Annotated in this window: 16 protein-coding genes and 3 tRNA genes; 16 read left to right on the forward strand and 3 right to left on the reverse strand. The window is 68.5% G+C overall.

Going from position 1 to position 22,660, the window contains the following annotated elements:
- Window positions 1-40: 40 nt before the first annotated feature.
- From WFJ36_RS10245 to WFJ36_RS10275, 7 genes are all read left to right on the forward strand, one after another.
- Window positions 41-1,045, forward strand: coding sequence for an ABC transporter permease (locus WFJ36_RS10245; RefSeq protein WP_060922593.1), 1,005 nt, complete (start codon window positions 41-43; stop codon window positions 1,043-1,045).
- Between the two features lie 34 nt (window positions 1,046-1,079).
- On the forward strand, window positions 1,080-2,045 hold the full coding sequence (locus WFJ36_RS10250; RefSeq protein ID WP_259952983.1) for an ABC transporter permease: 966 nt from the start codon (window positions 1,080-1,082) through the stop codon (window positions 2,043-2,045).
- Complete coding sequence (locus tag WFJ36_RS10255; protein ID WP_336643237.1) at window positions 2,042-3,757, forward strand: ABC transporter ATP-binding protein; 1,716 nt, start codon at window positions 2,042-2,044, stop codon at window positions 3,755-3,757. Before WFJ36_RS10250 ends, WFJ36_RS10255 begins: the two co-directional genes overlap by 4 nt.
- 286 nt (window positions 3,758-4,043) lie before the next feature.
- Window positions 4,044-7,547 (forward strand): DNA-directed RNA polymerase subunit beta, encoded by a 3,504-nt coding sequence (gene rpoB, locus WFJ36_RS10260; RefSeq protein WP_071327549.1) that lies wholly within the window; start codon window positions 4,044-4,046, stop codon window positions 7,545-7,547.
- 87 nt (window positions 7,548-7,634) lie between these two features.
- Window positions 7,635-11,510, forward strand: a complete 3,876-nt coding sequence (gene rpoC, locus WFJ36_RS10265; protein ID WP_071327548.1) for a DNA-directed RNA polymerase subunit beta' — start codon at window positions 7,635-7,637, stop codon at window positions 11,508-11,510.
- A gap of 182 nt (window positions 11,511-11,692) precedes the next feature.
- A complete protein-coding gene (locus WFJ36_RS10270; RefSeq protein ID WP_071327547.1) occupies window positions 11,693-12,622 on the forward strand; it encodes a PfkB family carbohydrate kinase in 930 nt (309 codons plus the stop codon).
- An 86-nt stretch (window positions 12,623-12,708) separates the two neighbouring features.
- A tRNA-Tyr gene (locus WFJ36_RS10275) sits at window positions 12,709-12,793 on the forward strand.
- 149 nt (window positions 12,794-12,942) lie between these two features.
- Here the strand turns inward: WFJ36_RS10275 and WFJ36_RS10280 are convergent.
- Window positions 12,943-13,992, reverse strand: a complete 1,050-nt coding sequence (locus tag WFJ36_RS10280; RefSeq protein ID WP_071327546.1) for a restriction endonuclease — start codon at window positions 13,990-13,992, stop codon at window positions 12,943-12,945.
- A gap of 135 nt (window positions 13,993-14,127) precedes the next feature.
- Here WFJ36_RS10280 and WFJ36_RS10285 point away from each other — a divergent pair, with 135 nt between their 5' ends.
- The 9 genes from WFJ36_RS10285 to WFJ36_RS10325 all read left to right on the forward strand — a co-directional run bounded on the left by WFJ36_RS10285 (window position 14,128) and on the right by WFJ36_RS10325 (window position 20,215).
- Complete coding sequence (locus WFJ36_RS10285) at window positions 14,128-14,619, forward strand: FBP domain-containing protein (RefSeq protein WP_336643238.1); 492 nt, start codon at window positions 14,128-14,130, stop codon at window positions 14,617-14,619.
- A gap of 45 nt (window positions 14,620-14,664) precedes the next feature.
- Window positions 14,665-15,465 carry an enoyl-CoA hydratase/isomerase family protein gene (locus tag WFJ36_RS10290; protein ID WP_336643239.1) on the forward strand — a complete coding sequence of 267 codons (801 nt, stop codon included), beginning with the start codon at window positions 14,665-14,667 and terminating at the stop codon, window positions 15,463-15,465.
- Window positions 15,466-15,580: 115 nt separating this feature from the next.
- Window positions 15,581-16,615: a hypothetical protein gene (locus WFJ36_RS10295; RefSeq protein WP_336643240.1), complete on the forward strand. Its 1,035-nt coding sequence runs from the start codon at window positions 15,581-15,583 to the stop codon at window positions 16,613-16,615.
- On the forward strand, window positions 16,612-17,409 hold the full coding sequence (locus tag WFJ36_RS10300; protein WP_071327542.1) for an inositol monophosphatase family protein: 798 nt from the start codon (window positions 16,612-16,614) through the stop codon (window positions 17,407-17,409). Before WFJ36_RS10295 ends, WFJ36_RS10300 begins: the two co-directional genes overlap by 4 nt.
- 239 nt (window positions 17,410-17,648) lie before the next feature.
- The gene (locus WFJ36_RS10305; protein ID WP_256209339.1) at window positions 17,649-18,797 is read left to right on the forward strand and encodes a M23 family metallopeptidase; all 1,149 of its coding nucleotides are present in this window, start codon (window positions 17,649-17,651) and stop codon (window positions 18,795-18,797) included.
- Window positions 18,798-18,865: 68 nt separating this feature from the next.
- Window positions 18,866-18,937 (forward strand) — tRNA-Thr (locus WFJ36_RS10310).
- A gap of 32 nt (window positions 18,938-18,969) precedes the next feature.
- Window positions 18,970-19,043: transfer RNA gene (locus tag WFJ36_RS10315), tRNA-Met, on the forward strand.
- A 359-nt stretch (window positions 19,044-19,402) separates the two neighbouring features.
- Window positions 19,403-19,882: a hypothetical protein gene (locus tag WFJ36_RS10320; protein ID WP_143049217.1), complete on the forward strand. Its 480-nt coding sequence runs from the start codon at window positions 19,403-19,405 to the stop codon at window positions 19,880-19,882.
- A 171-nt stretch (window positions 19,883-20,053) separates the two neighbouring features.
- Complete coding sequence (locus WFJ36_RS10325; RefSeq protein WP_177173776.1) at window positions 20,054-20,215, forward strand: hypothetical protein; 162 nt, start codon at window positions 20,054-20,056, stop codon at window positions 20,213-20,215.
- A gap of 6 nt (window positions 20,216-20,221) precedes the next feature.
- On the opposite strand, the gene WFJ36_RS10330 is transcribed toward WFJ36_RS10325, so the two are convergent.
- Window positions 20,222-21,889 (reverse strand): MDR family MFS transporter, encoded by a 1,668-nt coding sequence (locus WFJ36_RS10330; RefSeq protein ID WP_292787286.1) that lies wholly within the window; start codon window positions 21,887-21,889, stop codon window positions 20,222-20,224.
- Window positions 21,889-22,500 carry a TetR family transcriptional regulator gene (locus tag WFJ36_RS10335; protein ID WP_292787283.1) on the reverse strand — a complete coding sequence of 204 codons (612 nt, stop codon included), beginning with the start codon at window positions 22,498-22,500 and terminating at the stop codon, window positions 21,889-21,891. The genes WFJ36_RS10330 and WFJ36_RS10335 overlap by 1 nt, the downstream gene beginning before the upstream one ends.
- Between the last annotated feature and the right edge of the window lie 160 nt (window positions 22,501-22,660).

The raw sequence follows: 22,660 nt of genomic DNA on the forward strand, positions 1-22,660 counted from the left end.
GACCGGGGCACGGCGTACCTTCTGATCGACGGAGAACTCTGTGCTGCGCACCATCGGCAGGCGACTGCTGTTCCTCATCCCCACCCTGTTCGGGCTCAGCATCCTGCTGTTCGCCTGGGTCAGGGCCCTCCCCGGCGGCCCCGCGGTCGCCCTCCTCGGCGAGAAGGCCACCCCGGAGGCCATCGCCAGGGTCAACGAGCTCTACGGCTTCAACAAGCCCCTCATCGAGCAGTACTTCATCTGGGTCACCCGGCTGCTGCAGGGCGACTTCGGCACGTCCATCCAGACCAACCGGCCGGTCACGGAGGAGTTCCTCCGCCGTTTCCCCGCGACGATCGAGCTGAGCGTCGCGGCGCTCATCTTCGCGATCGGCGTCGGCATCCCGCTCGGATACTGGGCTGCCCGTCGCCACGGCAAGTTCACCGATCACGCGTCGGTCGTGCTGAGCCTCATCGGCATCACGATCCCGGTCTTCTTCCTGGCCTTCATCCTCAAGTACGTCTTCGCCGTGCAGCTGGGGTGGCTGCCCTCGGACGGCCGGCAGGATCCCCGGATCGATGCGACCCATCCCACCGGCTTCTACGTCTGGGACGGCATCATCACGGGGGAGTTCGACGCCGCGTGGGATGCGATCCTCCATCTGATCCTCCCGGCGCTCGCCCTCGGCACCATCCCGCTCGCGATCATCGTCCGCATCACCAGGGCGAGCGTGCTGGAGGTGCAGAACGCCGACTACGTGCGGACGGGACGGGCCAAGGGCGTGGGCTCGGCGACGCTGCGCAGCCGGTTCATCCTCCGCAACGCCATGCTGCCGGTCATCACGACGATCGGTCTGCAGACCGGACTGCTCATCTCCGGGGCGGTGCTCACCGAGACGGTCTTCGCCTTCCCCGGCATCGGGTCGTTCCTCGCGCGGGCCATCTTCACGCGCGACTTCCCGGTGCTGCAGGGGTTCATCATCTTCATCGCGATCGCCTACGCCCTCATCAACCTGGCCGTGGACGTGTCGTACAGCTTCATCGATCCGAGAGTGAGGGTGCAGTGATGTCCTCCTCCCTCATCCGAAAGGAGGCGCTCGCATGAGCATCGCCCTCCCACCCGCACAGGGCCCGTCCGCCGAGAGCGGCGGGAGCATCGACACCGTCGCGATCGCCCAGGCCGACCTCAAGGACGGCGGCGGCGGCTTCTGGCGCGACGTCTTCCGCCGGCTCCGGCGCAATCCGACGGCGTGGATCGGCGCGGTCATCGTGCTCCTCTTCCTGCTCGTCGCGGTGCTCGCGCCGGTCCTCGCTCCGTACCCCGAGACCGCGCTCCCGGGGGCGAAGGAGATCACGCCCACGCACATCCCCGGCCCGGGGGAGCTGCCGCAGTTCCCGCTCGGTCTGGACCGGTTCGGCGGCGACGTGCTGTCGAAGCTCATCTGGGGCGCGCAGGCGTCGCTGCTGATCGGCGTCGTCTCCACCGCGATGGGCCTCGTCGGCGGCATGATCCTCGGACTCCTCGCCGGCACGTTCGGCGGCTGGGTCGACACGGTCATCATGCGCGTCGTCGACATCATCCTCTCGGTGCCGAACCTCCTGCTGGCGGTGTCGATCGCCGCGATCCTCGGACAGACGCCGTACGCCGTGATGATCGCCATCGGGGCCTCCCAGGTGCCGATCTTCGCGCGCCTGCTGCGGGCGTCCATGCTCCAGCAGCGCTCCAGCGACTACGTGCTCTCGGCGCAGACCCTCGGTCTCGGCCGCGGCCGGATCACGATGTCGCACGTCCTCCCGAACGCGATCGGGCCCGTGATCGTGCAGGGCACCCTGACCCTGGCCACCGCCGTGATCGATGCGGCGGCGCTGTCGTTCCTCGGCCTCGGCGGCGGCGGCCCCGCGACGGCCGAATGGGGCCGCATGCTCACGTACGCGCAGGCGGAGCTGGCGATCGCCCCGTGGCTGGCGTTCCTCCCCGGCATCTGCATCGCCGTCACCGCGCTCGGCTTCACCCTGCTCGGTGAGGCCCTGCGCGAAGCCATGGACCCGAGGACGAGGGCACGATGAACATCCGCGACGAGGGCGCCGTGCGCGCCGCGAAGGAGAACGGCATGGCGGACGAGCCCCTGCTGTCGGTCGAGGGCCTGGCGGTGGACTTCGCCACCATGGACGGCGTCGTGCACGCCGTCGAGGGCGTCGACCTCGAGATCCGCCCCGGGGAGACCGTGGCGATCGTCGGCGAGTCCGGTTCCGGCAAGTCGACCACCGCGATGGCGATCATCGGGCTGCTCGCGGGCGGAGGGAAGGTGGCCGCCGGCAGCATCAAGCTCGACGGGCGGGACATCTCCCGCGCCTCCGAGAGCGAGTTGCGAACGATCCGCGGACGGGACATCGGCCTCGTGCCGCAGGACCCCATGTCGAACCTCAACCCGGTCGCGAAGATCGGCACCCAGGTCGCCGAGACGCTGCTCGCCCACGGCCTCGCCACCCGGCAGAACGTGCAGGCCAAGGTCGTCGAGGCGCTGACCGCCGCCGGTCTTCCGGATCCGGAGCGCCGGGCCAAGCAGTATCCGCACGAGTTCTCCGGCGGCATGCGGCAGCGGGCGCTCATCGCCATCGGGCTGGCGTGCAAGCCGCGGCTGCTCATCGCGGACGAGCCCACCAGCGCCCTGGACGTGACGGTGCAGCAGACCATCCTCGACCAGATCGGCGAGATGACGAGGGAGCTGGGCACGGCCGTGCTCCTCATCACGCACGACCTCGGGCTCGCGGCGGAACGCGCCGAGCGGGTGATCGTGATGCACCGAGGCAAGGTCGTGGAGCAGGGCCCCGCGCGGCAGATCCTCGAGGATCCGCAGCATCCGTACACCCAGTCGCTCGTGAAGGCGGCGCCGTCGGTGGCGGTGGCACGGCTGCGCCCCGAGGCCTTCGTCCGCGACGCGTCGACAGGCTCAGCGTCGCAGTCGGCCCCTGGGTCCCTGAGCTCGTCGAAGGGCAACATCGTCGAGATCGAGAACCTCACGAAGGTGTACCCGGTGCGCGGCAAGCACGAGGACTTCGTCGCCGTCGACGACGTCTCGCTCGCGATCCCGCGCGGGGAGACCGTCGCGATCGTGGGGGAGTCCGGATCGGGCAAGACCACGACCGCGCGCATGCTGCTCAAGGTCATCGAGCCCACGAGCGGCCTCATCCGCTACGAGGGCAAGGACATCTCGACACTGAGCCGCGCGGAGACGAAGGACTTCCGGCAGCGGGTGCAGCCGATCTTCCAGGATCCGTACTCCAGCCTGAACCCCATGTTCACGATCGAGCGTCTGATCGCGGAGCCGCTGGAGTTCTACAAGCGGGGGAGCGGGGCGGAACGGCGCACGCGCGTGCGGCAGCTCCTGGACGACGTCGCGCTGCCGCAGTCGATGCTGCGGCGCTACCCGTCCGAGCTCTCCGGCGGCCAGCGGCAGCGTGTCGCGATCGCGCGGGCGCTGGCCCTGTCGCCGGACCTCATCGTGTGCGACGAGCCCGTGTCGGCGCTCGACGTGCTCGTGCAGGACCAGATCCTGCGGCTGCTGGGCGACCTGCAGCGCGAGTACGGGCTGAGCTACCTGTTCATCTCGCACGACCTCGCGGTGGTGCGGCTCATCAGCGACTACGTGTGCGTGATGAAGGACGGGAAGCTCGTGGAGGCTGCGTCGTCGGAGGAGATCTTCACGAACCCCCGCGACCCCTACACGCGCCGCCTCCTCGCCTCGATCCCCGGCAACGAGCTCAACATCGCGTCCTGATCGTCCCTGACCCGAGACCCCGGTTTCGCGCCGAAACCCCGCCCTGCCTCCGCGGCGAGGGCGGGGTTTCGGCGCGGAAGCGGGGTCTCGGCGGTCCCATTACCGCAGCATCGAAGATTGGTCAAGGATTGCGCTTGCCATGTCGCGAGATCGCGTCTATAGTTGGTAGTTGCGCTCGCTTCTCCCTGCCCTCATATGGTGGTCGGCATCTCGTGAGCTTCTGAGCGCACTCCACCTGACGACAAAGGAATCGAGAAGCCCTGCGGGGCTCACGGAGGTTATTCCCTTGGCTGCTGCTCCCAACGCATCCACATCCACCACCACCAAGAACGGACGCGGAGCTTCCCGTCTCTCGTTCGCCAAGATCTCCGACACGCTGACGGTCCCCGACCTTCTCGCCCTGCAGACCGAGTCCTTCGGTTGGCTGGTCGGCAACGACGCCTGGAAGGCGCGCGTGGCCGAGGCCAAGGCCGCCGGTCGCACCGACGTGAACGAGAACAGCGGTCTGGGCGAGATCTTCGAGGAGATCTCCCCGATCGAGGACCTCGGCGAGACGATGCAGCTGTCGTTCACGAACCCGTACCTCGAGCCCGAGAAGTACTCCATCGAGGAGTGCAAGGAGCGCGGCAAGACGTACGCGGCCCCGCTCTACGTCGAGGCCGAGTTCATGAACCACCTCACGGGTGAGATCAAGACCCAGACGGTCTTCATGGGCGACTTCCCGCTGCAGACCGACAAGGGCACGTTCATCATCAACGGCTCCGAGCGCGTCGTCGTCTCGCAGCTCGTGCGCTCGCCGGGTGTCTACTTCGACAAGACCCCCGACAAGACGTCCGACAAGGACATCGTCTCGGCGCGCGTCATCCCGAGCCGTGGTGCCTGGCTCGAGTTCGAGATCGACAAGCGCGACCAGGTCGGCGTGCGTGTCGACCGCAAGCGCAAGCAGTCCGTCACGGTCTTCCTCAAGGCGCTGGGCATGACCAGCGAGGAGATCCTCGCGGAGTTCGCCGGCTACACCTCCATCGAGGAGACGCTCGCGAAGGACACGATCGTCACCAAGGAAGACGCGCTGCGCGACATCTACCGCAAGCTGCGTCCGGGCGAGCAGGTGGCCGCCGAGGCCGCCCGCGCGCTGCTCGACAACTTCTACTTCAACCCGAAGCGCTACGACCTCGCCAAGGTCGGCCGGTACAAGATCAACCACAAGCTGGGTCTCGACACCCCGCTGACGGAGTCGGTGCTGACGGTGCAGGACATCGTCGCCACGATCAAGTACCTCGTGCGTCTGCACGCGGGCACCGAGGAGACCTTCGAGGGCATCCGCGGCGGCAAGAAGACCGAGATCCGTCTCGCGACCGACGACATCGACAACTTCGGCAACCGTCGCATCCGCGCGGTCGGCGAGCTGATCCAGAACCAGGTCCGCACGGGTCTGTCCCGCATGGAGCGCGTCGTCCGCGAGCGCATGACCACGCAGGACATCGAGGCCATCACGCCGCAGACCCTGATCAACGTGCGCCCCGTCGTCGCCGCGATCAAGGAGTTCTTCGGAACCTCGCAGCTGTCGCAGTTCATGGACCAGAACAACCCGCTCGCGGGTCTGACCAACAAGCGTCGTCTGTCGGCCCTGGGCCCCGGTGGTCTGAGCCGCGACCGCGCCGGCGTCGAGGTCCGTGACGTCCACCCCTCGCACTACGGCCGCATGTGCCCGATCGAGACGCCGGAAGGCCCGAACATCGGTCTGATCGGTGCGCTCGCGACCTTCGCGCGCATCAACTCGTTCGGCTTCATCGAGACCCCGTACCGCAAGGTCGTCGACGGTGTCGTGACCGACCAGATCGACTACCTGACCGCCTCCGAGGAGGTCGACTTCAACATCGCGCAGGCCAACGCGCCGCTCGATGCGAAGGGTCGCTTCCGCGAGAGCCACGTGCTCGCGCGCCCCAAGGGCGGCAGCGGTGAGGTCGACCTGTTCCTCCCGGAGGAGATCGGCTACATCGACGTCTCGCCGCGCCAGATGGTGTCGGTCGCGACCTCGCTCGTGCCGTTCCTCGAGCACGACGACGCGCAGCGCGCGCTCATGGGCGCCAACATGCAGCGTCAGGCCGTGCCGCTGCTGCGCAGCGACTCGCCGCTCGTCGGAACCGGTATGGAGGGCTACACCGCCATCGACGCCGGTGACGTGATCACCGCCGAGAAGGCCGGTGTCGTCTCCGAGGTCTCCGCGGACCGCGTCGTGGTCATGCTCGACGAGGGCGGGACGCAGGAGTACCACCTGCGCAAGTTCGACCGCTCGAACCAGGGCACCTCCTACAACCAGAAGGTCGTCGTCAACGCCGGTGAGCGCGTGGAGGTCGGAGAGGTCATCGCCGATGGCCCCGCCACCGAGAACGGCGAGCTCGCCCTCGGGAAGAACCTCCTCGTCGCGTTCATGACGTGGGAGGGCTACAACTTCGAGGACGCCATCATCCTGAGCCAGGACCTGGTGAAGGACGACACCCTCTCCTCGATCCACATCGAGGAGTACGAGGTCGACGCCCGCGACACCAAGCTCGGCAAGGAGGAGATCACCCGTGACCTCCCCAACGTCAGCCCGGAGCTGCTGAAGGACCTCGACGAGCGCGGCATCATCCGCATCGGCGCCGAGGTCCGCCCCGGCGACATCCTCGTCGGCAAGGTCACGCCGAAGGGCGAGACCGAGCTGTCGGCCGAGGAGCGTCTGCTCCGCGCGATCTTCAACGAGAAGAGCCGCGAGGTCCGCGACACGTCGCTGAAGGTGCCCCACGGTGAGCAGGGCACGATCATCGCGGTCAAGGAGTTCAACGCCGAGGACGGCGACGACGAGCTCGGCTCCGGCGTGAACCGCCGTGTCGTGGTCTACATCGCCCAGAAGCGCAAGATCACCGAGGGCGACAAGCTCGCCGGCCGCCACGGCAACAAGGGTGTCATCGCGAAGATCCTCCCCATCGAGGACATGCCGTTCCTCTCGGACGGCACGCCGGTCGACATCGTGCTGAACCCGCTCGGCATCCCTGGACGAATGAACTTCGGTCAGGTGCTGGAGACCCACCTCGGGTGGATCGCCAAGCAGGGCTGGAAGGTCGAGGGCACTCCGGAGTGGGCTGGGAAGCTCCCGCAGGAGGCGTTCGAGGCCGCACCAGGCACGAAGGTCGCGACCCCGGTGTTCGACGGTGCGAGCGAGGAGGAGATCTCCGGTCTCCTCGACTCGACGCTCCCGACGCGCGACGGCGTCCGTCTGATCGACTCGAGCGGGAAGACGCAGCTGTTCGACGGCCGCTCCGGCGAGCCGTTCCCGGCGCCGATCTCCGTGGGCTACATGTACATCCTGAAGCTCCACCACCTGGTCGACGACAAGATCCACGCCCGTTCCACCGGTCCGTACTCGATGATCACCCAGCAGCCGCTCGGTGGTAAGGCGCAGTTCGGTGGACAGCGCTTCGGTGAGATGGAGGTGTGGGCCCTCGAGGCCTACGGTGCGGCGTACGCCCTCCAGGAGCTCCTCACGATCAAGTCCGACGACATCCTCGGCCGCGTCAAGGTGTACGAGGCCATCGTCAAGGGCGAGAACATCCAGGAGCCCGGCATCCCGGAGTCGTTCAAGGTGCTCATGAAGGAGATGCAGTCGCTCTGCCTGAACGTCGAGGTCCTCTCGGCTGACGGCACGCTGGTCAACCTCCGCGACACCGACGACGAGGCGTTCCGCGCCGCAGAGGAACTCGGTATCAACATCTCCAGCCGCTTCGAGGCCGCCTCGATCGACGAGATCTAATCCTTCGACGGGCTCAGCCATCCCCGCGATGGCTGAGCCTGTCGAAGCCCAGACTTCTCAAAAAGAATTTCCGACACAGGAGAACTAGTGCTCGAGTCCACAACCTTCGATGAGCTTCGCATCGGCCTGGCGACCGCAGACCACATCCGCGCGTGGTCCTACGGCGAGGTCAAGAAGCCCGAAACCATCAACTACCGCACCCTCAAGCCGGAGAAGGACGGTCTCTTCGGAGAGCAGATCTTCGGCCCGTCCCGCGACTGGGAGTGCGCCTGCGGCAAGTACAAGCGCGTCCGCTTCAAGGGCATCGTCTGCGAGCGCTGCGGCGTGGAGGTCACCAAGAGCTCCGTCCGTCGTGAGCGCATGGGTCACATCGAGCTCGCCGCTCCCGTCACCCACATCTGGTACTTCAAGGGCGTGCCCTCGCGCCTCGGCTACCTGCTGGACATGGCGCCGAAGGACCTCGAGAAGGTCATCTACTTCGCCGCGTACATGGTCATCTCGGTCGACGAGGACGCTCGCCACCGCGACCTGGGCACCCAGGAGAACAACATCCGTCTCGAGCTGAAGACGCTCGGCGACCGCCGCGACTCCAAGATCGCGGAGCGCCTGGCGAAGCTGGAGGAGGAGCTCGCGACCCTCGAGGCCGAGGGTGCCAAGGCCGACGCCAAGAAGAAGGTCAAGGACGCCGCCGAGAAGGAGATGTCGCTCATCCGCAAGGGTGCCGACGAGGCGATCCTGAAGCTGGAGCGCGTGTGGGAGGACTTCCGCACGCTCGAGGTCGGTGCCCTGCGCCCGGAGGACGACGTCTTCCACGAGCTGCAGGACCGCTTCGGTCAGTACTTCGAGGCCTACATGGGTGCCGAGGCGATCCAGCGTCGCCTGGCCGCGTTCGACCTGGCCGCCGAGGCCGAGAGCCTGCACCTGCAGATCTCGGAGGGCAAGGGCCAGCGCAAGATCCGTGCGATCAAGCGCCTCAAGGTCGTCAACTCGTTCCTCGAGACCGGCATGAGCCCGGCCGCGATGGTGCTCGACGTCGTCCCGGTGATCCCGCCGGAGCTGCGTCCGATGGTGCAGCTCGACGGTGGCCGCTTCGCGACCTCCGACCTGAACGACCTGTACCGCCGCGTGATCAACCGCAACAACCGTCTCCGTCGCCTGATCGACCTCGGTGCCCCCGAGATCATCGTCAACAACGAGAAGCGGATGCTGCAGGAGGCCGTCGACGCACTGTTCGACAACGGCCGTCGCGGTCGCCCCGTCACGGGTACCGGCAACCGTGCCCTGAAGTCCCTGAGCGACATGCTCAAGGGAAAGCAGGGTCGCTTCCGCCAGAACCTGCTCGGCAAGCGTGTCGACTACTCGGGCCGTTCGGTCATCGTCGTCGGCCCGCAGCTCAAGCTGCACCAGTGCGGTCTGCCCAAGCAGATGGCGCTCGAGCTCTTCAAGCCGTTCGTCATCAAGCGCCTGATCGACCTCGGTCACTCGCAGAACATCAAGGCTGCCAAGCGTGCCGTCGAGCGCACCCGTCCCGAGGTCTGGGACGTGCTCGAGGAGATCATCCGCGAGCGTCCGGTGCTGCTGAACCGTGCACCCACCCTGCACCGTCTCGGCATCCAGGCGTTCGAGCCGCAGCTCGTCGAGGGCAAGGCCATCCAGCTGCACCCGCTCGTCTGCGCGGCGTTCAACGCCGACTTCGACGGTGACCAGATGGCTGTCCACCTGCCGCTGTCGGTCGAGGCTCAGGCCGAGGCCCGCGTGCTCATGCTCGCGTCGAACAACATCCTGAAGCCGTCGGACGGCCGTCCGGTGACCCTGCCCTCGCAGGACATGATCATCGGTCTGCACCACCTGACGACGGTCAAGGCCGGCGCCAAGGGCGAGGGTCGTGCCTTCGGCTCCGTCGGCGAGGCACAGCTCGCGTACGACGAGGGCACGCTCGACCTGCAGGCGAAGGTCCGCATCCGCATCCCGGGTCTCGCCTTCCTCGAGGGCGAGGCTCCCGAGGGCTACGAGAAGCACGGTCTGGTCGACGCTTCGCTCGGTCAGGCGATCTTCAACGACGCGCTGCCGAAGGGCTACCCGTTCGTCCGCGAGCAGGCCGACAAGGGCAAGCTGTCGCAGATCGTCAACAAGCTGGCCGAGGAGTACCCCAAGGTCGAGACGGCCGCCACGCTGGACCGCATCAAGGATGCCGGTTTCTACTGGGCGACCCGTTCGGGTGTGACCGTCGCGCTGAGCGACATCCTCACCCCGCCGAACAAGGCGGAGATCGTCGCGGGTTACGAGAAGCAGGCCGCGAAGGTCCAGTCCCAGTACGAGAAGGGCCTCACGACCGACGCCGAGCGTCGTCAGGAGCTCATCAAGATCTGGACCGAGGCGACCGACGAGGTGCAGGCCGCGATGAAGGCGCACTTCCCGGAGGACAACACCATCAACCGCATGGTGTCCTCTGGCGCTCGTGGTAACTGGCTGCAGATCCGGAACATCGCCGGTATGCGTGGTCTGGTGAACAACCCCAAGGGTGAGATCATCCCGCGTCCGATCATCTCCTCGTACCGCGAGGGTCTGTCGGTGGCGGAGTACTTCATCGCGACGCACGGTACCCGTAAGGGTCTGGCCGACACCGCTCTGCGTACCGCCGACTCGGGTTACCTGACCCGTCGTCTGGTGGACGTCTCGCAGGACGTCATCATCCGCGAAGAGGACTGCGGCACGTCGAAGGGCCTCGAGCTCCCGATCGCCGCTCCGAACTCGCAGGGTGAGCTGGTGCGCGACGCGAACGTCGAGAACTCGGTGTTCGCCCGCACGCTGGCCTCCGACGTGGTGAACGCCGCGGGCGAGGTCCTGGCCGCTGCCGGCGACGACGTGGGCGACGTGCTCATCGACAAGCTGGTCGCCGCGGGCGTCGAGACCATCAAGGTCCGCTCGGTCCTGACCTGCGACTCCGCCGTCGGCGTGTGCGCGCAGTGCTACGGCCGTTCGCTCGCGACCGGCAAGACCGTCGACATCGGCGAGGCCGTCGGCATCATCGCGGCCCAGTCGATCGGTGAGCCCGGTACCCAGCTGACGATGCGTACCTTCCACACCGGTGGTTCGGCGTCGGCGGATGACATCACGCAGGGTCTGCCCCGCGTGCAGGAGCTGTTCGAGGCGCGTACCCCCAAGGGTGCATCGCCGATCGCAGAGGCCGACGGCCGCATCACGATCGACGAGACCGAGAAGGCCAAGAAGGTCATCCTCACGCCCGACAACGGCGACGAGCCCGTCGTCTACCCGGTGCTGAAGCGTGCGACGCTCCTCGTCGAGGACGGCCAGCACGTCTCGGTCGGTCAGCCCCTGCAGGTCGGCACGCTCGACCCCAAGGAGGTCATGCGCGTCATGGGTGCCCGCGAGGTGCAGAAGTACCTCGTCGGCGGCGTCCAGGGCGTCTACCGCTCGCAGGGTGTGCCGATCCACGACAAGCACATCGAGGTCATCGTCCGCCAGATGCTCCGCAAGGTCACCGTCGTCGACCACGCCGACACGACCCTGCTGCCGGGTGAGATGGTCGACCTGAAGCGCTACCAGCAGATCAACCGCGAGGCCGTGGCCGAGGGCAAGCGTCCCGCGTCCGGTCGCCCGGAGCTGATGGGTATCACGAAGGCGTCGCTCGCGACGGAGTCGTGGCTGTCCGCTGCGTCCTTCCAGGAGACGACCCGCGTGCTCACGCAGGCCGCCATGGAGGGCAAGCGCGACCCGCTGGTCGGTCTCAAGGAGAACGTCATCATCGGAAAGCTCATCCCCGCCGGAACCGGTCTCTCGAAGTACCGCGACGTCACGGTCGAGGCCACCGAGGAAGCCAAGAGCGAGCGCTACCCGAACCGGATCTTCGCATCCGACGGCGCGTACGCGGACGGCGACTTCGGCTACGTCGACTTCGACGCGTTCTCGACGGACGACATCACCCCCGGTACCTACAACTGAGGTGTGAGTGAGTGAACGAAGGCCCCGGGGTTCTCCCCGGGGCCTTCGTCGTCTCTCGGCGCGGTCGGGGTGTGCACAGCGTCGGAGATCCGGCGCGGCGCGCCGCCGGTGGGGCTCATCCATCGGGGTGTCGGGCGTCATCTCCGAAGCTGTGACCGGGGCGAGCGCGGTAGGGTCGGCGAGTGAGCACTGAGACTTCCCCCGGCGGCGCGGCCGTCGTCATCGGAGACGCCTTGATCGACGAGATCCGGGATGACAGCGGCGTCCGCGAGTTCGTCGGCGGGGCAGCGCTGAACGTGGCGGTCGGGCTGCGCCGGCTCGGAATCCCGACGACCCTCATCGCGATGGTGGGGGAGGACGTCGCCGGCGCGCACATCCGCGAGTACCTGGCCGATCACGGCGTGCGGCTGATCGCGAGCGCGGCCCCGCACGGGTCGTCGCGGGCGGTCGTGACCCGGGCCGCGAACGGCGAGCCGAGCTACGTCTTCAACCGCGCGGCCCAGGAGCGGACCATCCGGTACGCGGACGAGGCGAGGGCCGCTATCGGCGACGCGGACATCGTGGCCGTGAGCTGCTTCCCCTTCGACGTCCCCGAGGAGGTCGACGCCCTCGCCGCCGCAGTCGAGGGCGCGCGGCTGGCGATCGACCCGAACCCGCGCACCGGCATGCTGTCCGACCGCGAGGAGTTCGTCCGCGGCTTCGAGCGGTTGGCCGCCAGGGCGGACCTGGTGAAGGTCGGCGCCGACGACGCCGCGGTGCTGTATGACGGCGACCTCGACGCCCTGCGCGCGCGACTCCGGGGCCTTGGCGTCGCGGCGGTGCTCGCGACGGCCGGAGCGGACGGTGCCGTGCTCGAGTCGGACGCCGGGTCGGTCTCGGCCCCGATCTCGGCGCTGCCGGGTCGCGTGGTCGACACCGTGGGGGCCGGGGATGCGACGCTCGCCGCCGTCGCTGCCGGCCTGGTGGAAGGCTCCCCGAAGGCGGCCGAGGGCTGGTCCGCCCTGCTCGAGCGCGCGATGGATGTCGCTGCCGCGACCTGCCGTGCAGAGGGCGGGCTGCTGCGCACGCCGGAGTCGCTGGCCGCCGCCGACCGCGGCCTGTACGGGAGCTGATGCCTCGATTTCTCGCGCCCGCTTCCGGCAGGTATGATTGTTCTTCGTGCCCCCGGTTGGCTGTTCAAGTCGGACGGGTGCGCTCTGGCGAGTTACCCAAGTGGCCAAAGGGATCTGACTGTAAATCAGCCGTCTTCGACTTCGGGGGTTCGAATCCCTCACTCGCCACCAGTATGGGAAGGCCCGGAATCCGAGGAAACTCGGTGACTGGGCCTTCTTCGTCACGAACGCTCTCTGCGACGGACCGCGCCGCTCGAAGGGTCGGCGGACGGCGCGACGGACGGCGCGGGCCCGCCCGCGTGCTGCTGCCGGTACCGCGGCTACTCGGCGGCGAGGAGCCAGACTCGTCTAAGCGGAAGATCGGCGCGTATCGCCTCCGGGAGGTTCTCGTAGACCCGGAGTACGGCATCGACGACGTCTGAGGACGTCCACAGCCGAACGCGGAATCGTTCCCGCTGCAAGGAATGCCGGGCCGAGGATGACACACCGTCCCACGCGACCAGCAGGCCCTGCTCGGCGCCCACGTGCTGCATGGTGCCGAGCAGGTCTCTCACTACAGGGTCGGAGACCTGGCCGCCTGACTTCACCTGAGCGATGAGCTTGGGGGAGTCCATGCCGAGCAGTCCGCGCCCCGCGACGATGTCTACACCTCCATCGGCTCCGCCCGTCGATGCCTCGCAGACGAATCCTTCCGCTTCAAGCACTGCCTGTACGAGCACGGTGAGCTGGTGGCCTTTGAAGGTTTCTGAGATCCGGGTGAGGATCTGGTCGCGCGCTTGTTCGGCGATGTCCGGTAGCGCCTCCGGCTCGTCGACGTCGTCTTCGCCCTGGGCAGAGGGGGCATTGAGGCTTGGTGCGGGTTTATAGGGCAACTGGCCCGGATCTGTGCGGGTCCTCATCAGCGTCTCGAGCCGAGCGACAGCATGGCCACGGCTCGGGGCGAACACCGTCAGCGCGCTGCCCAACGTGTAGAGGAGGTCCTGCTTGATGGATGATCTCGGGAGGTCGGTCACGGCCCAATCGACCCGGATGATGTGCCGCTTGGATGGGTCTGCCTCGTCAGCGAGGTACTCGTAGCCACCGGTCACACAGCCGATGGCAACCTCACCGGTGGTCTTCATCGGCAGGGCCATGACATCGCCGGGTTGAATGCGGCCTCGTAGTGCCCACAACTGACCGGTGTAGTTCGCGCGCCGTCCGAGGGAGTCCTCAGGGAACGTTGCGGTGACGAGTGCCTGAATGTCCGCACGGGTACTGCATGGGGTGAGGTCTGGGACCTCGGCCCAGCCGCCGCCTGCGACGTTCTCGCTGAGCGCCCATGCATCGCGCTCTCCGTACCGTCCGGTCCGAACCACCCAGGCTGCCGTCATCGTGCACCTCCATCCATGAGCATGCCACTAGTTCCGTCCGCAGCAGGCATCGACGAGTTCAGCCCGCGCGCGGGTCTCAGGCGGCCGCAGAGCGCGACCGGCCTCACCTCCGCGCCGAGTTCCTAGACTGGAGCGATGCGACCTCTCACCGAAGCCGACGTCCGGGCCTCGTTCGTGAACGCGGACGCCGACGAGCTGCGCGTCATGGAGATGCCGCACGACTTCCTCCTCGTGGACTGGGATTACCTCGACTTCTTCGCCTGGCGCGACCCGAGTGCCGGAAAGCGCGGCTACATCCTCATCCCGCATGAGGGGCGCGTGGTCGGCGTCGTGCTGCGGGCTTCGGAACCAGGGCGTGGGCGCTCCGGCATGTGCAACATCTGCCACACGATGCAGCCGGGCAACCAGGTGGCGCTGTTCGCGGCGCGACGCACGGGAGAGGCGGGGGAGCGCGGCGACTCGGTCGGCACCTACATCTGCGCCGATCTGTCCTGCCACGAGAACGTGCGCCTGGCGCATCCGCTCGCCCCGAACGAGATCCGCGCGGCGGGACAGGTCGACTACCGACTCGACGGCACCCGGCGACGGATGGAGCGGTTCGTCGCTCGCGTCTGGGACGGCTCCTGAGCGCGACTAGCCTGGAGGCATCCGCCTGTGCTCGAAGGAGAAGCCATGAGTGATGCCATCCTGTTCGCCGTCGACGAGGGGATGGCGCGGCTGACGCTCAACCGTCCGACCCGCCTCAACGCCTTCAACGCCGATCTGGCTTATGCCTGGCGGGACGCGACGGTCGAGGCGACGTCGCGCGACGACGTGCAGGCCATCCTCATCGACGCGGCGGGACCGGCGTTCTGCGCGGGTGGTGACGTGATCGACATGGCGACGACCATGGGGTCGTCCGGGGCGGAGATCACCGCGCTGGCGGAGGTCATCAACACCGGGATCCGCGCGCTCACGGAGTCGAGCGTGCCGGTGGTCGCCGCCGCGCACGGGACGACGGCCGGCGGCGGACTCGGCATCCTGCTCGCCACGGACTACGCGGTGGTGGGCTCCCGGTCGCAGCTCGGGAGCCTGTACGCGAACATCGGCCTCACGCCCGACCTCTCCGTGTCGGCCCAGCTCGCGCGGGCCGTCGGACAGCGCCGCGCCCTCCAGCTCGTGCTGCAGGATCGACTGCTCACCGCCGCGGAGGCCCTCGACTGGGGCCTGGTGGCAGAGGTCGTGGAGGGCGAGGACGGCAGGACGGAAGCCGACCGGGTCCGCGCGCGGGCCGAGGAGGTGGCGCGGTTCTGGATCGCCGGGGCCGCTGACGCGTACGGGCAGGCCAAGCGTCTGGTGCGGTCGCAGCCGGAGCGCACGTTCGCCGAGCAGCTGAGCGAGGAGGCCCGGTCCATCGGCGCCGCCCTGGAGACCCCGGATGCACAGGCGCGGGTCGCGGCGTTCGCGGCGGCCTCCGCGAAGAAGGCTGGCTGACTCCTCCTCCCCAGTCGCGGCGGCTCACGATCTTCCGGCCGACCTGCGGGAAGCCGGAACAAGCGACCCCGCGCGTGGCAGGATGAAGGCATCGCCGCTCGACGAGAGGATCCCCATGTCCCATCCGGACACCGCCCGGCTGCAGCCGCAGGGTGACAAGAAGAACATGTCGCTGCTCATCAGGGGCTCGCTGTGGGTCGCCATCGGCGCTCTCATCGCCGCGGCCCTGGTCTGCGTCGTGTGGGTGCTGGTCGGAGATCAGAACGGCCTCATCGGCCGCGCCTTCCTCACGATCCTCCTGCTCGCCGCCTTCGCCGGGATCGCCATCCTCGAGGCGGGCCTCGCGCCGAACCGGCCGGACTGGCTCCAGCTCGCGAGCATGGTCACCTGGGTCATCGCGCTCCTCGTCGGCCTCGTGAAGATCTGGCTTCCGGAAGACGGCCTCTACTTCGGCGCCGAGCGCTTCTTCCAGCTGCTGCTCGTGATCGGGATCCTGCAGCTCGCACTGCTCCACGTGCGGCTGTTCACCCGTGCCGCGCAGCGCCATGTCACGACCTTCACGAAGGTGATCCACATCGTGACGATCGTCTTCCTCGGCGCCCTCGTCGCCCTGCTGGTCTTCTTCCTCGCGTTCCCCAACACCTTCGACTACACCGAGCTGTACTGGCGCATCGTCGTCGCCCTCACGATCCTCGTCGCCGTCGGGACGACGCTCATCCCGCTGCTGAACGCCCTGTTCGCGCCGAAGAAGGCCCCTGCCGCCCGGCCCGTCGCCTCCGCGCCGTCCTGGCCCACCTACGCCGACGGGATCACACCCCTCCCGGTCCTCCCGGACGGGAGCCCGGACTGGAATGCGTTCTACACGGGGTATCCCTCGGCGGCTCCGCAGGCGCTCGGCCAGGCGCCCGCCGCGGCGTTCCCTGTGGCGGCACCGCCCCTCGCATCGGCGGCTCCGGTCCTGCCCGACTTCGCGGCTCCTCCCGCTCCGGGGCCCGTGCCGCCCGTGCCCGACCAGCCTGCTCCACCGCAGCCGACTCCGCCCTCGTCGGCACCGGCCCACCCGGCCCCGCCCCAGCCGGCGTCGCCCACCCAGGGCGAGCCCCCGGCCTTCCCGCCGCCGCCGCCCGCACCCTCGCACCCGGCGCCGTGACCGACGTTCTCGAGCTCCGCGCGCTCGCGGCCGAGATCGCCGAAGAGGCCGGTGCGCTCGCCCGAGCCCGACGCCGTGAGGGCGTCCGGCTCGCCGCGACCAAGTCGACCCTCGCCGACATCGTGACCGAGGCCGACCGCGAGGTGGAGGCGCTCATCCGCGAGCGACTGCGCGCGGCGCGGCCGGCGGACGGCTTCCTCGGTGAGGAGTCAGGGGCGGCCGCCGGCGACAGCGGCATCACGTGGGTGGTCGACCCCATCGACGGCACGGTGAACTACGCCTACGGCATCCCGGCGTACAACGTGAGCATCGCGGCCGTCAGCGGTCCTGCGGAGCCCGACGCCTGGGAGGCGCTGGCGGCCGCCGTGCACGCGCCCGCTGTGGGGGAGACCTTCACGGCGGCGCGCGGCCACGGTGCCTGGTCGGACGGCGTCCGGCTCGCGGTGACCGAGGCGACCGACGCCGGTGCACTCCTGGCGACCGGATTCGGCTACGACCCGGCGACCCACGACGGCGACCTCGCGACGGTCCGTCGGGTGATGCCGATCGCGCGCGACCTCCGCCGCATGGGATCGGCGGCTCTAGACCTGGCTTACGTGGCGGCGGGCCGACTGGACGGATACTTCGAACGCGGGCTCAAGCCGTGGGATCACGCGGCGGGTGCCCTGCTCGTCCAGGAAGCGGGTGGGCGCGTGAGCCGGATCGACCGGGAATCGCCCCGGCCCTTCCTGATCGCGGGTGGCGTGACCCTGCACGACCGACTCCGGGATATCCTCGATGAGGAAAAACCCTGACCGATCCATGGCTTTCACAGGAGGATCGGGGTAGTGTTTACCCGATCGTTACTTTCACCACCCGAAGGTGAGAGTTGTCATTGCGCCCCCGAGCATCACGAACGACCGAGAGACTAGTTTTGCCCTTCGAGAACCCCCAGGCTGCCGCTGCGCCCACGCGCCGGTCCAGCCGCCCTCGCACTGCGGCCTCCGAGGCCTCGGCGAGCGGGTCGACGGCACCCCTCGCTGACGCGGAGACCGTGATCGCCCTCGCTGCTGTCATCCCACTATCCCGTCGCGCTGCGCGTCAGCGCCAGGCCGAGGTGCCCCCGATCCCGGTCGCACCCGCGGAGCCCTTCATCGCCGCGGCTGCGCCCGCCATCGCCGATGTCCCCGCGGTGCCCGTCGTCGCCGAGATCGTCGAGAAGTCCGACGACGCGGTCCCGGTCGAGGACATCGCGCCGGCGTCCGAGCCCTTCGTCGCCGAGGCCGATGCCGAGGGGGACGCGTTCGAGCGGGCTTCCCGCGCCTTCCGCACCACCGGCTCCATCCCGACCGCGTCGACGTCCCGGCGTTCGGCCTTCGCCGCGAACACCGCATCGCAGGCCGCGCCGAAGATCGACACCGCAGGCCTCGCGGCCGTCGGCCCTCGCCGCACGCGCCGCATCCGCAAGACCCTCGCCGCGGGCGCCACTGTCGGCGCGATGGGACTCGCCGGGCTCCTGGCCGTATCCATGACCCTGCCCGCGGAGGCCGTCGCGGCCGCCCAGGGCGGATCGCTCGCCTCGACGTCCCTCGTCAGTGCAGCCGCCGCCGACGCGGCAAGCTCGGCGGAGGATGAGATCCAGGCTTTCGTCGCGCCGTCCGGCGTACAGAACGAGCCGCTCTCCCGCGCCGACAACTTCAGCACGGTCTCGCTCGTCGAGGTCGCCGCCGAGCAGGGCATCAACTACTCCGGTGACATCTTCACGAACGACCCGGATGCCGCCATCCAGTGGCCGTTCCTCGTGGGCGTCGGCATGAGCTACGGCTACGGCATGCGCAGCGGGCGCCTGCACGAGGGCATCGACTTCGTCCCCGGCAACGGTGCGCCCATCCAGGCCATCGCCGACGGCACCGTCCGCATCGCGACCGAGCAGGGTGGCGCCTACGGCGTCACGGTGTACATCGACCACGTCATCGACGGGTCGGTCATCACGAGCCACTACTCGCACATGCAGTACGGCTCGCTGCAGGTCAAGGCTGGCGACACCGTCAAGGTCGGCGACATCGTGGGCAAGACCGGCAACACCGGCCGCTCCTACGGTGCGCACCTGCACTTCGAGCTCATCGTCAACGGGACGACCATCGACCCGATGCCGTGGCTCAACAAGAACGCCGGACGCACGTCGCTCACCTCGGAGGAGTGACCGTCTCGATTTCATGAGGACGCCACAGGGATGGTATTCTCGTGTGGTTACCCCGCGAGGGGCAGCACGCCCCGATAGCTCAGTGGCAGAGCACTTCCATGGTAAGGAAGGGGTCGTCAGTTCAATCCTGACTCGGGGCTCGGAGTTCGCATCTGCGATGCGGATGCCGTGCGGCAGGGTAGCTCAGTTGGTGAGAGCGCACGACTCATAATCGTGAGGTCGCGGGTTCAAGCCCCGCTCCTGCTACAGAATGAAACCCCCGGAACCTTCCGGGGGTTTTGTCGTTCCCCGCAGGCGGATCGTCTCTGCGATCGATCGCCGCTCGGCGCGACCGCTGCCTGACGAGCCACACGGACACGCGGACGTCGAGAGCGCACATGCGGGAGAGGATCTGGCGGCGTCGACTGCGCTCTCACTCGTGAAGCGGAGGCGTCGCTGACCCGGTTTGAGGAGGTCGCGCAGCGCCCGCTCGGATGCCCGGTTCGTCGTCTCCGACCTCCGTGCCGGGATACCGTCCTCACCCTGCGCGCAGCGTCCTAGAGTGTGTGACGCGTCGGCCCCACAGTCGGCTCCGAGATGGCGGGCATCGAGGGACGAGGTCTGCCGTGTCTGCACCCGATCGCCGTACGAGCATCGTGTTCCGGGACGCCCGCCGAGCCCTGGAGGAAGCCGTCGCGGACGGGCGCGGTCATTGCCTCGGGCTCGAGACGCTCGCGCCGCAGGAGTCCTGGGACGTGCTGGTCGCCGAAGGCTACGGGCGCGCGTTGCTGACCGGCGCCCTCGCCGGGGCGCTCGGCGGGCTGCTGCGGCACGGCGTGACCGTCGCCGACGTGCTGAGCTGTCCTGCTGTCCCTCTCGGGGTCGAACTCGGGCCGACCGCCCTTCGACTCGTCAGGGGATGGCTCGCGGACGGTGTGGCCGAGATGGACGATGCCGCCGTATCCCGGACGACGGTGGCCGGCGTGGCCGACGATCTCATCGGTGCCTCCGACGCGGCCCTGGCCGTCGGCGATGCCCACCGGGTGGCCGTGCTGGTGTTCGCGATCGCGGCGGTCGGCACCCACGCCGTCTGGCGTGCGGCGTGACGCGCGCTGTAGCGCCGACCGCGGACGACGATCATCCGCACGAGACCTCGGTCGGCCGGTTCCGTAGCCGCCGGTCGGGCGCCGGGCCTCGACCCGCCTTGTCAACCCCCTCGGTCCCGGTAGCCGGCCCGCCCAGACTGGCCGTCCGGATCCCCAACGTCAGGAGGCGCCATGTCCGACACGTCGAACAGCCAGGACGACCAGGAGGAGATCGAGGCCATCGGCGTCGACCCCGACTTCGTCACCACCGATCACGACCCCGAACCCGACGAGCTTCCGGCGACGGGCGGCGGGGAGGACGACGACGACATCGACGTCGCCGACCTCCCCTAGCGCGGGCTACCTGCCTGTGGGCGCCGAGCCGGTCTCTCCCGGCTCGGCGTCCGTGCGTCCGGCATCGACGCGCCCGGCCGTGCGGAGCTCCGCCTCCAGACGCTCCGCCTCCTCGCCGCTGATCGCCTCACCGCGGGCCACGAGTCCGGCCTGATCCGACAGCGGGATCTGCTTGAGGAACAGCGACAGGATGAGCGCGAGGGCGATGAAGGGCACGAGGTACCAGAACACCGGGGCGAGGGCATCCGCGTAGGCGGTGACGATGCCGTCGCGCACCTCGTCCGGGAGGCTGTTCAACGTGGCGGGGTCGATCGTGGATGCGGCCTCGGACGCGGCCTCCGGGGATGCCCCGGCGCCGGCGAACACACCGAGGAGGTTCTCGGTCAGCCGCGTCGTGAAGATCGTGCCGAACACCGCGGTCCCCAGCGAGGCACCGACCTCGCGGAAGTAGTTGTTCGTGCTCGTGGCGGTGCCGATCTCGCCCGCCGGGACGGCGTTCTGCACGACGAGTACGACGACCTGCATGATGAGGCCGAGCCCGGCGCCGAAGACGAACAGGAACGCGCAGATCAGCCAGATCGGCGTTTCCGCCGACAGGGTGGTCATGGCGACCATCGCGATGCCGGTGATGATGGTGCCGAGGACCGGGTAGATCTTGTACTTCCCGGTCTTCGAGATCGCGATGCCGGAGAAGATCGAGGTCCCCATCAGGCCCACCATCATTGGGATCATCAGCAGCCCGGACGCGGCGGCGGATGTGCCGGACGACATCTGCAGGAACGTCGGGACGAAGCCGATCGCCGCGAACATGCCGATGCCGAGGACGAGGCCGATGGCGGTGGCGTTGACGAAGATCGGGTTGCGGAAGAGGCTGAGCGGGATGATCGGGTCCTGCACGCGCGACTCGGTGATGACGAACGCCGTCGCCGACACCACGAGGCCGGCGCCCCAGGCCCAGGTCGCGAGGGAATCCCAGCCGAACGCGGCGTCGCCGCCGAAGTCGGTGAAGAAGATGAGGCAGGTCGTGGCGGCGGACAGGAAGAGCACGCCGAGGACGTCGATCGGCTTCTCCGCCTTCTTGCTGGGGAGCTTCAGGGCCACGAGGGCGATGAGGAACGCGGCGATGCCGACCGGGATGTTGATGTAGAACGCCCACTGCCAGGTCATGTGGTCGACGAAGAAGCCGCCGAGGAGCGGTCCGGCGACCGCGGAGAGGCCGAACACCGCACCGAGCGGGCCCATGTACTTGCCGCGCTCGTTGGCCGGCACGATGTCGGCGATGATCGCCTGCGAGAGGATCATGAGTCCGCCGCCGCCGAGACCCTGGAGGGCGCGGAAGACGACGAACATCCAGAAGTCCGTCGCGAACGCGCAGCCGACTGATGCGAGCGTGAACAGGGCGATCGCGACGAGGAAGAGCGACCGCCTGCCCAGCACGTCGCCGAACTTGCCGTAGATGGGCATGACGATGGTGGTGGCGAGCAGGTACGCGGTGGTGATCCAGACCTGATGGTCGACACCGCCGAGCTGGCCGACGATGGTGGGCATCGCCGTCGACACGATGGTCTGGTCGAGGCTCGCGAGCAGCATGCCCGCGATCAGGGCGCTGAAGATGATCCAGATGCGGCGCTTCGTGAGGAGGAAGGGCGCATCCGCGGTGGCGGTGGCGGACATCAGTGGTCTTTCTCTGAAGAGGAGTAGAGGTCGCGCGCGAGGCGCAGCCGGCGGGCGATGAGGTCGGCGAACGGTTCGGTGGAGTGGTGGTGCAGCAGCTGCTCCATGCACAGGCGCACGAGCGCGCCGACGGAGTGGACGAGCACCTCCGCGCGCAGCTCCGCGTCGGGCCCCGTGTCGATGCGGCGGGCGACGAGGGCGATGTCGCGCCGCTCGTGCTTCTCCTGCTGCTCGAACGCCGCGCGCAGCAGTCGCGGCTCCTGTTCGATGACGGCGAACAGTTCCGCGGCGTGCTCGATGGGGTCGAAGAGGGCGAAGCGCTCGACGGTGAGCTGCACGAAGTCGTCCAGGAGATCGCCGTCGCGCTCGAGGAAGACCGCTTCGAGCTCCTCCTGGCGGGAGTCGATGACGGCGAACCCGAAGACGGCGTTCTCCTTGCTCTCGAAGTAGTTGAAGAACGTGCGCCGGGAGACGCCGGCGTCGGCGCACAGCTCCTCGACCGTGAAGCCGGCGAAGCCCCGCTCGGTGGTCAGGCGGCGCGCGGCCTCGGTGAGGGCGCGCGTGGTCCGCCGCTTGCGCTGTTCGCGGGTGGATTCTGCACTGTTCTCCATAAAGTGCAACTTTGCACTCTCAACCTTAGAGTGCACTGAGAGTCGCCGCCGAAAGGCGAACCGAAACTCGTTCGGAGAAGTTTGTGACATTCTGTGCTCCCCGACCGTCTTAGTGGTGTCGTGAGAACACGGCCCGCGCGGGAACCGCGTGGTCACACGG

Source organism: Microbacterium sp. MMO-113 (assembly GCF_037148555.1).
Classification (GTDB): Bacteria; Actinomycetota; Actinomycetes; order Actinomycetales; family Microbacteriaceae; genus Microbacterium.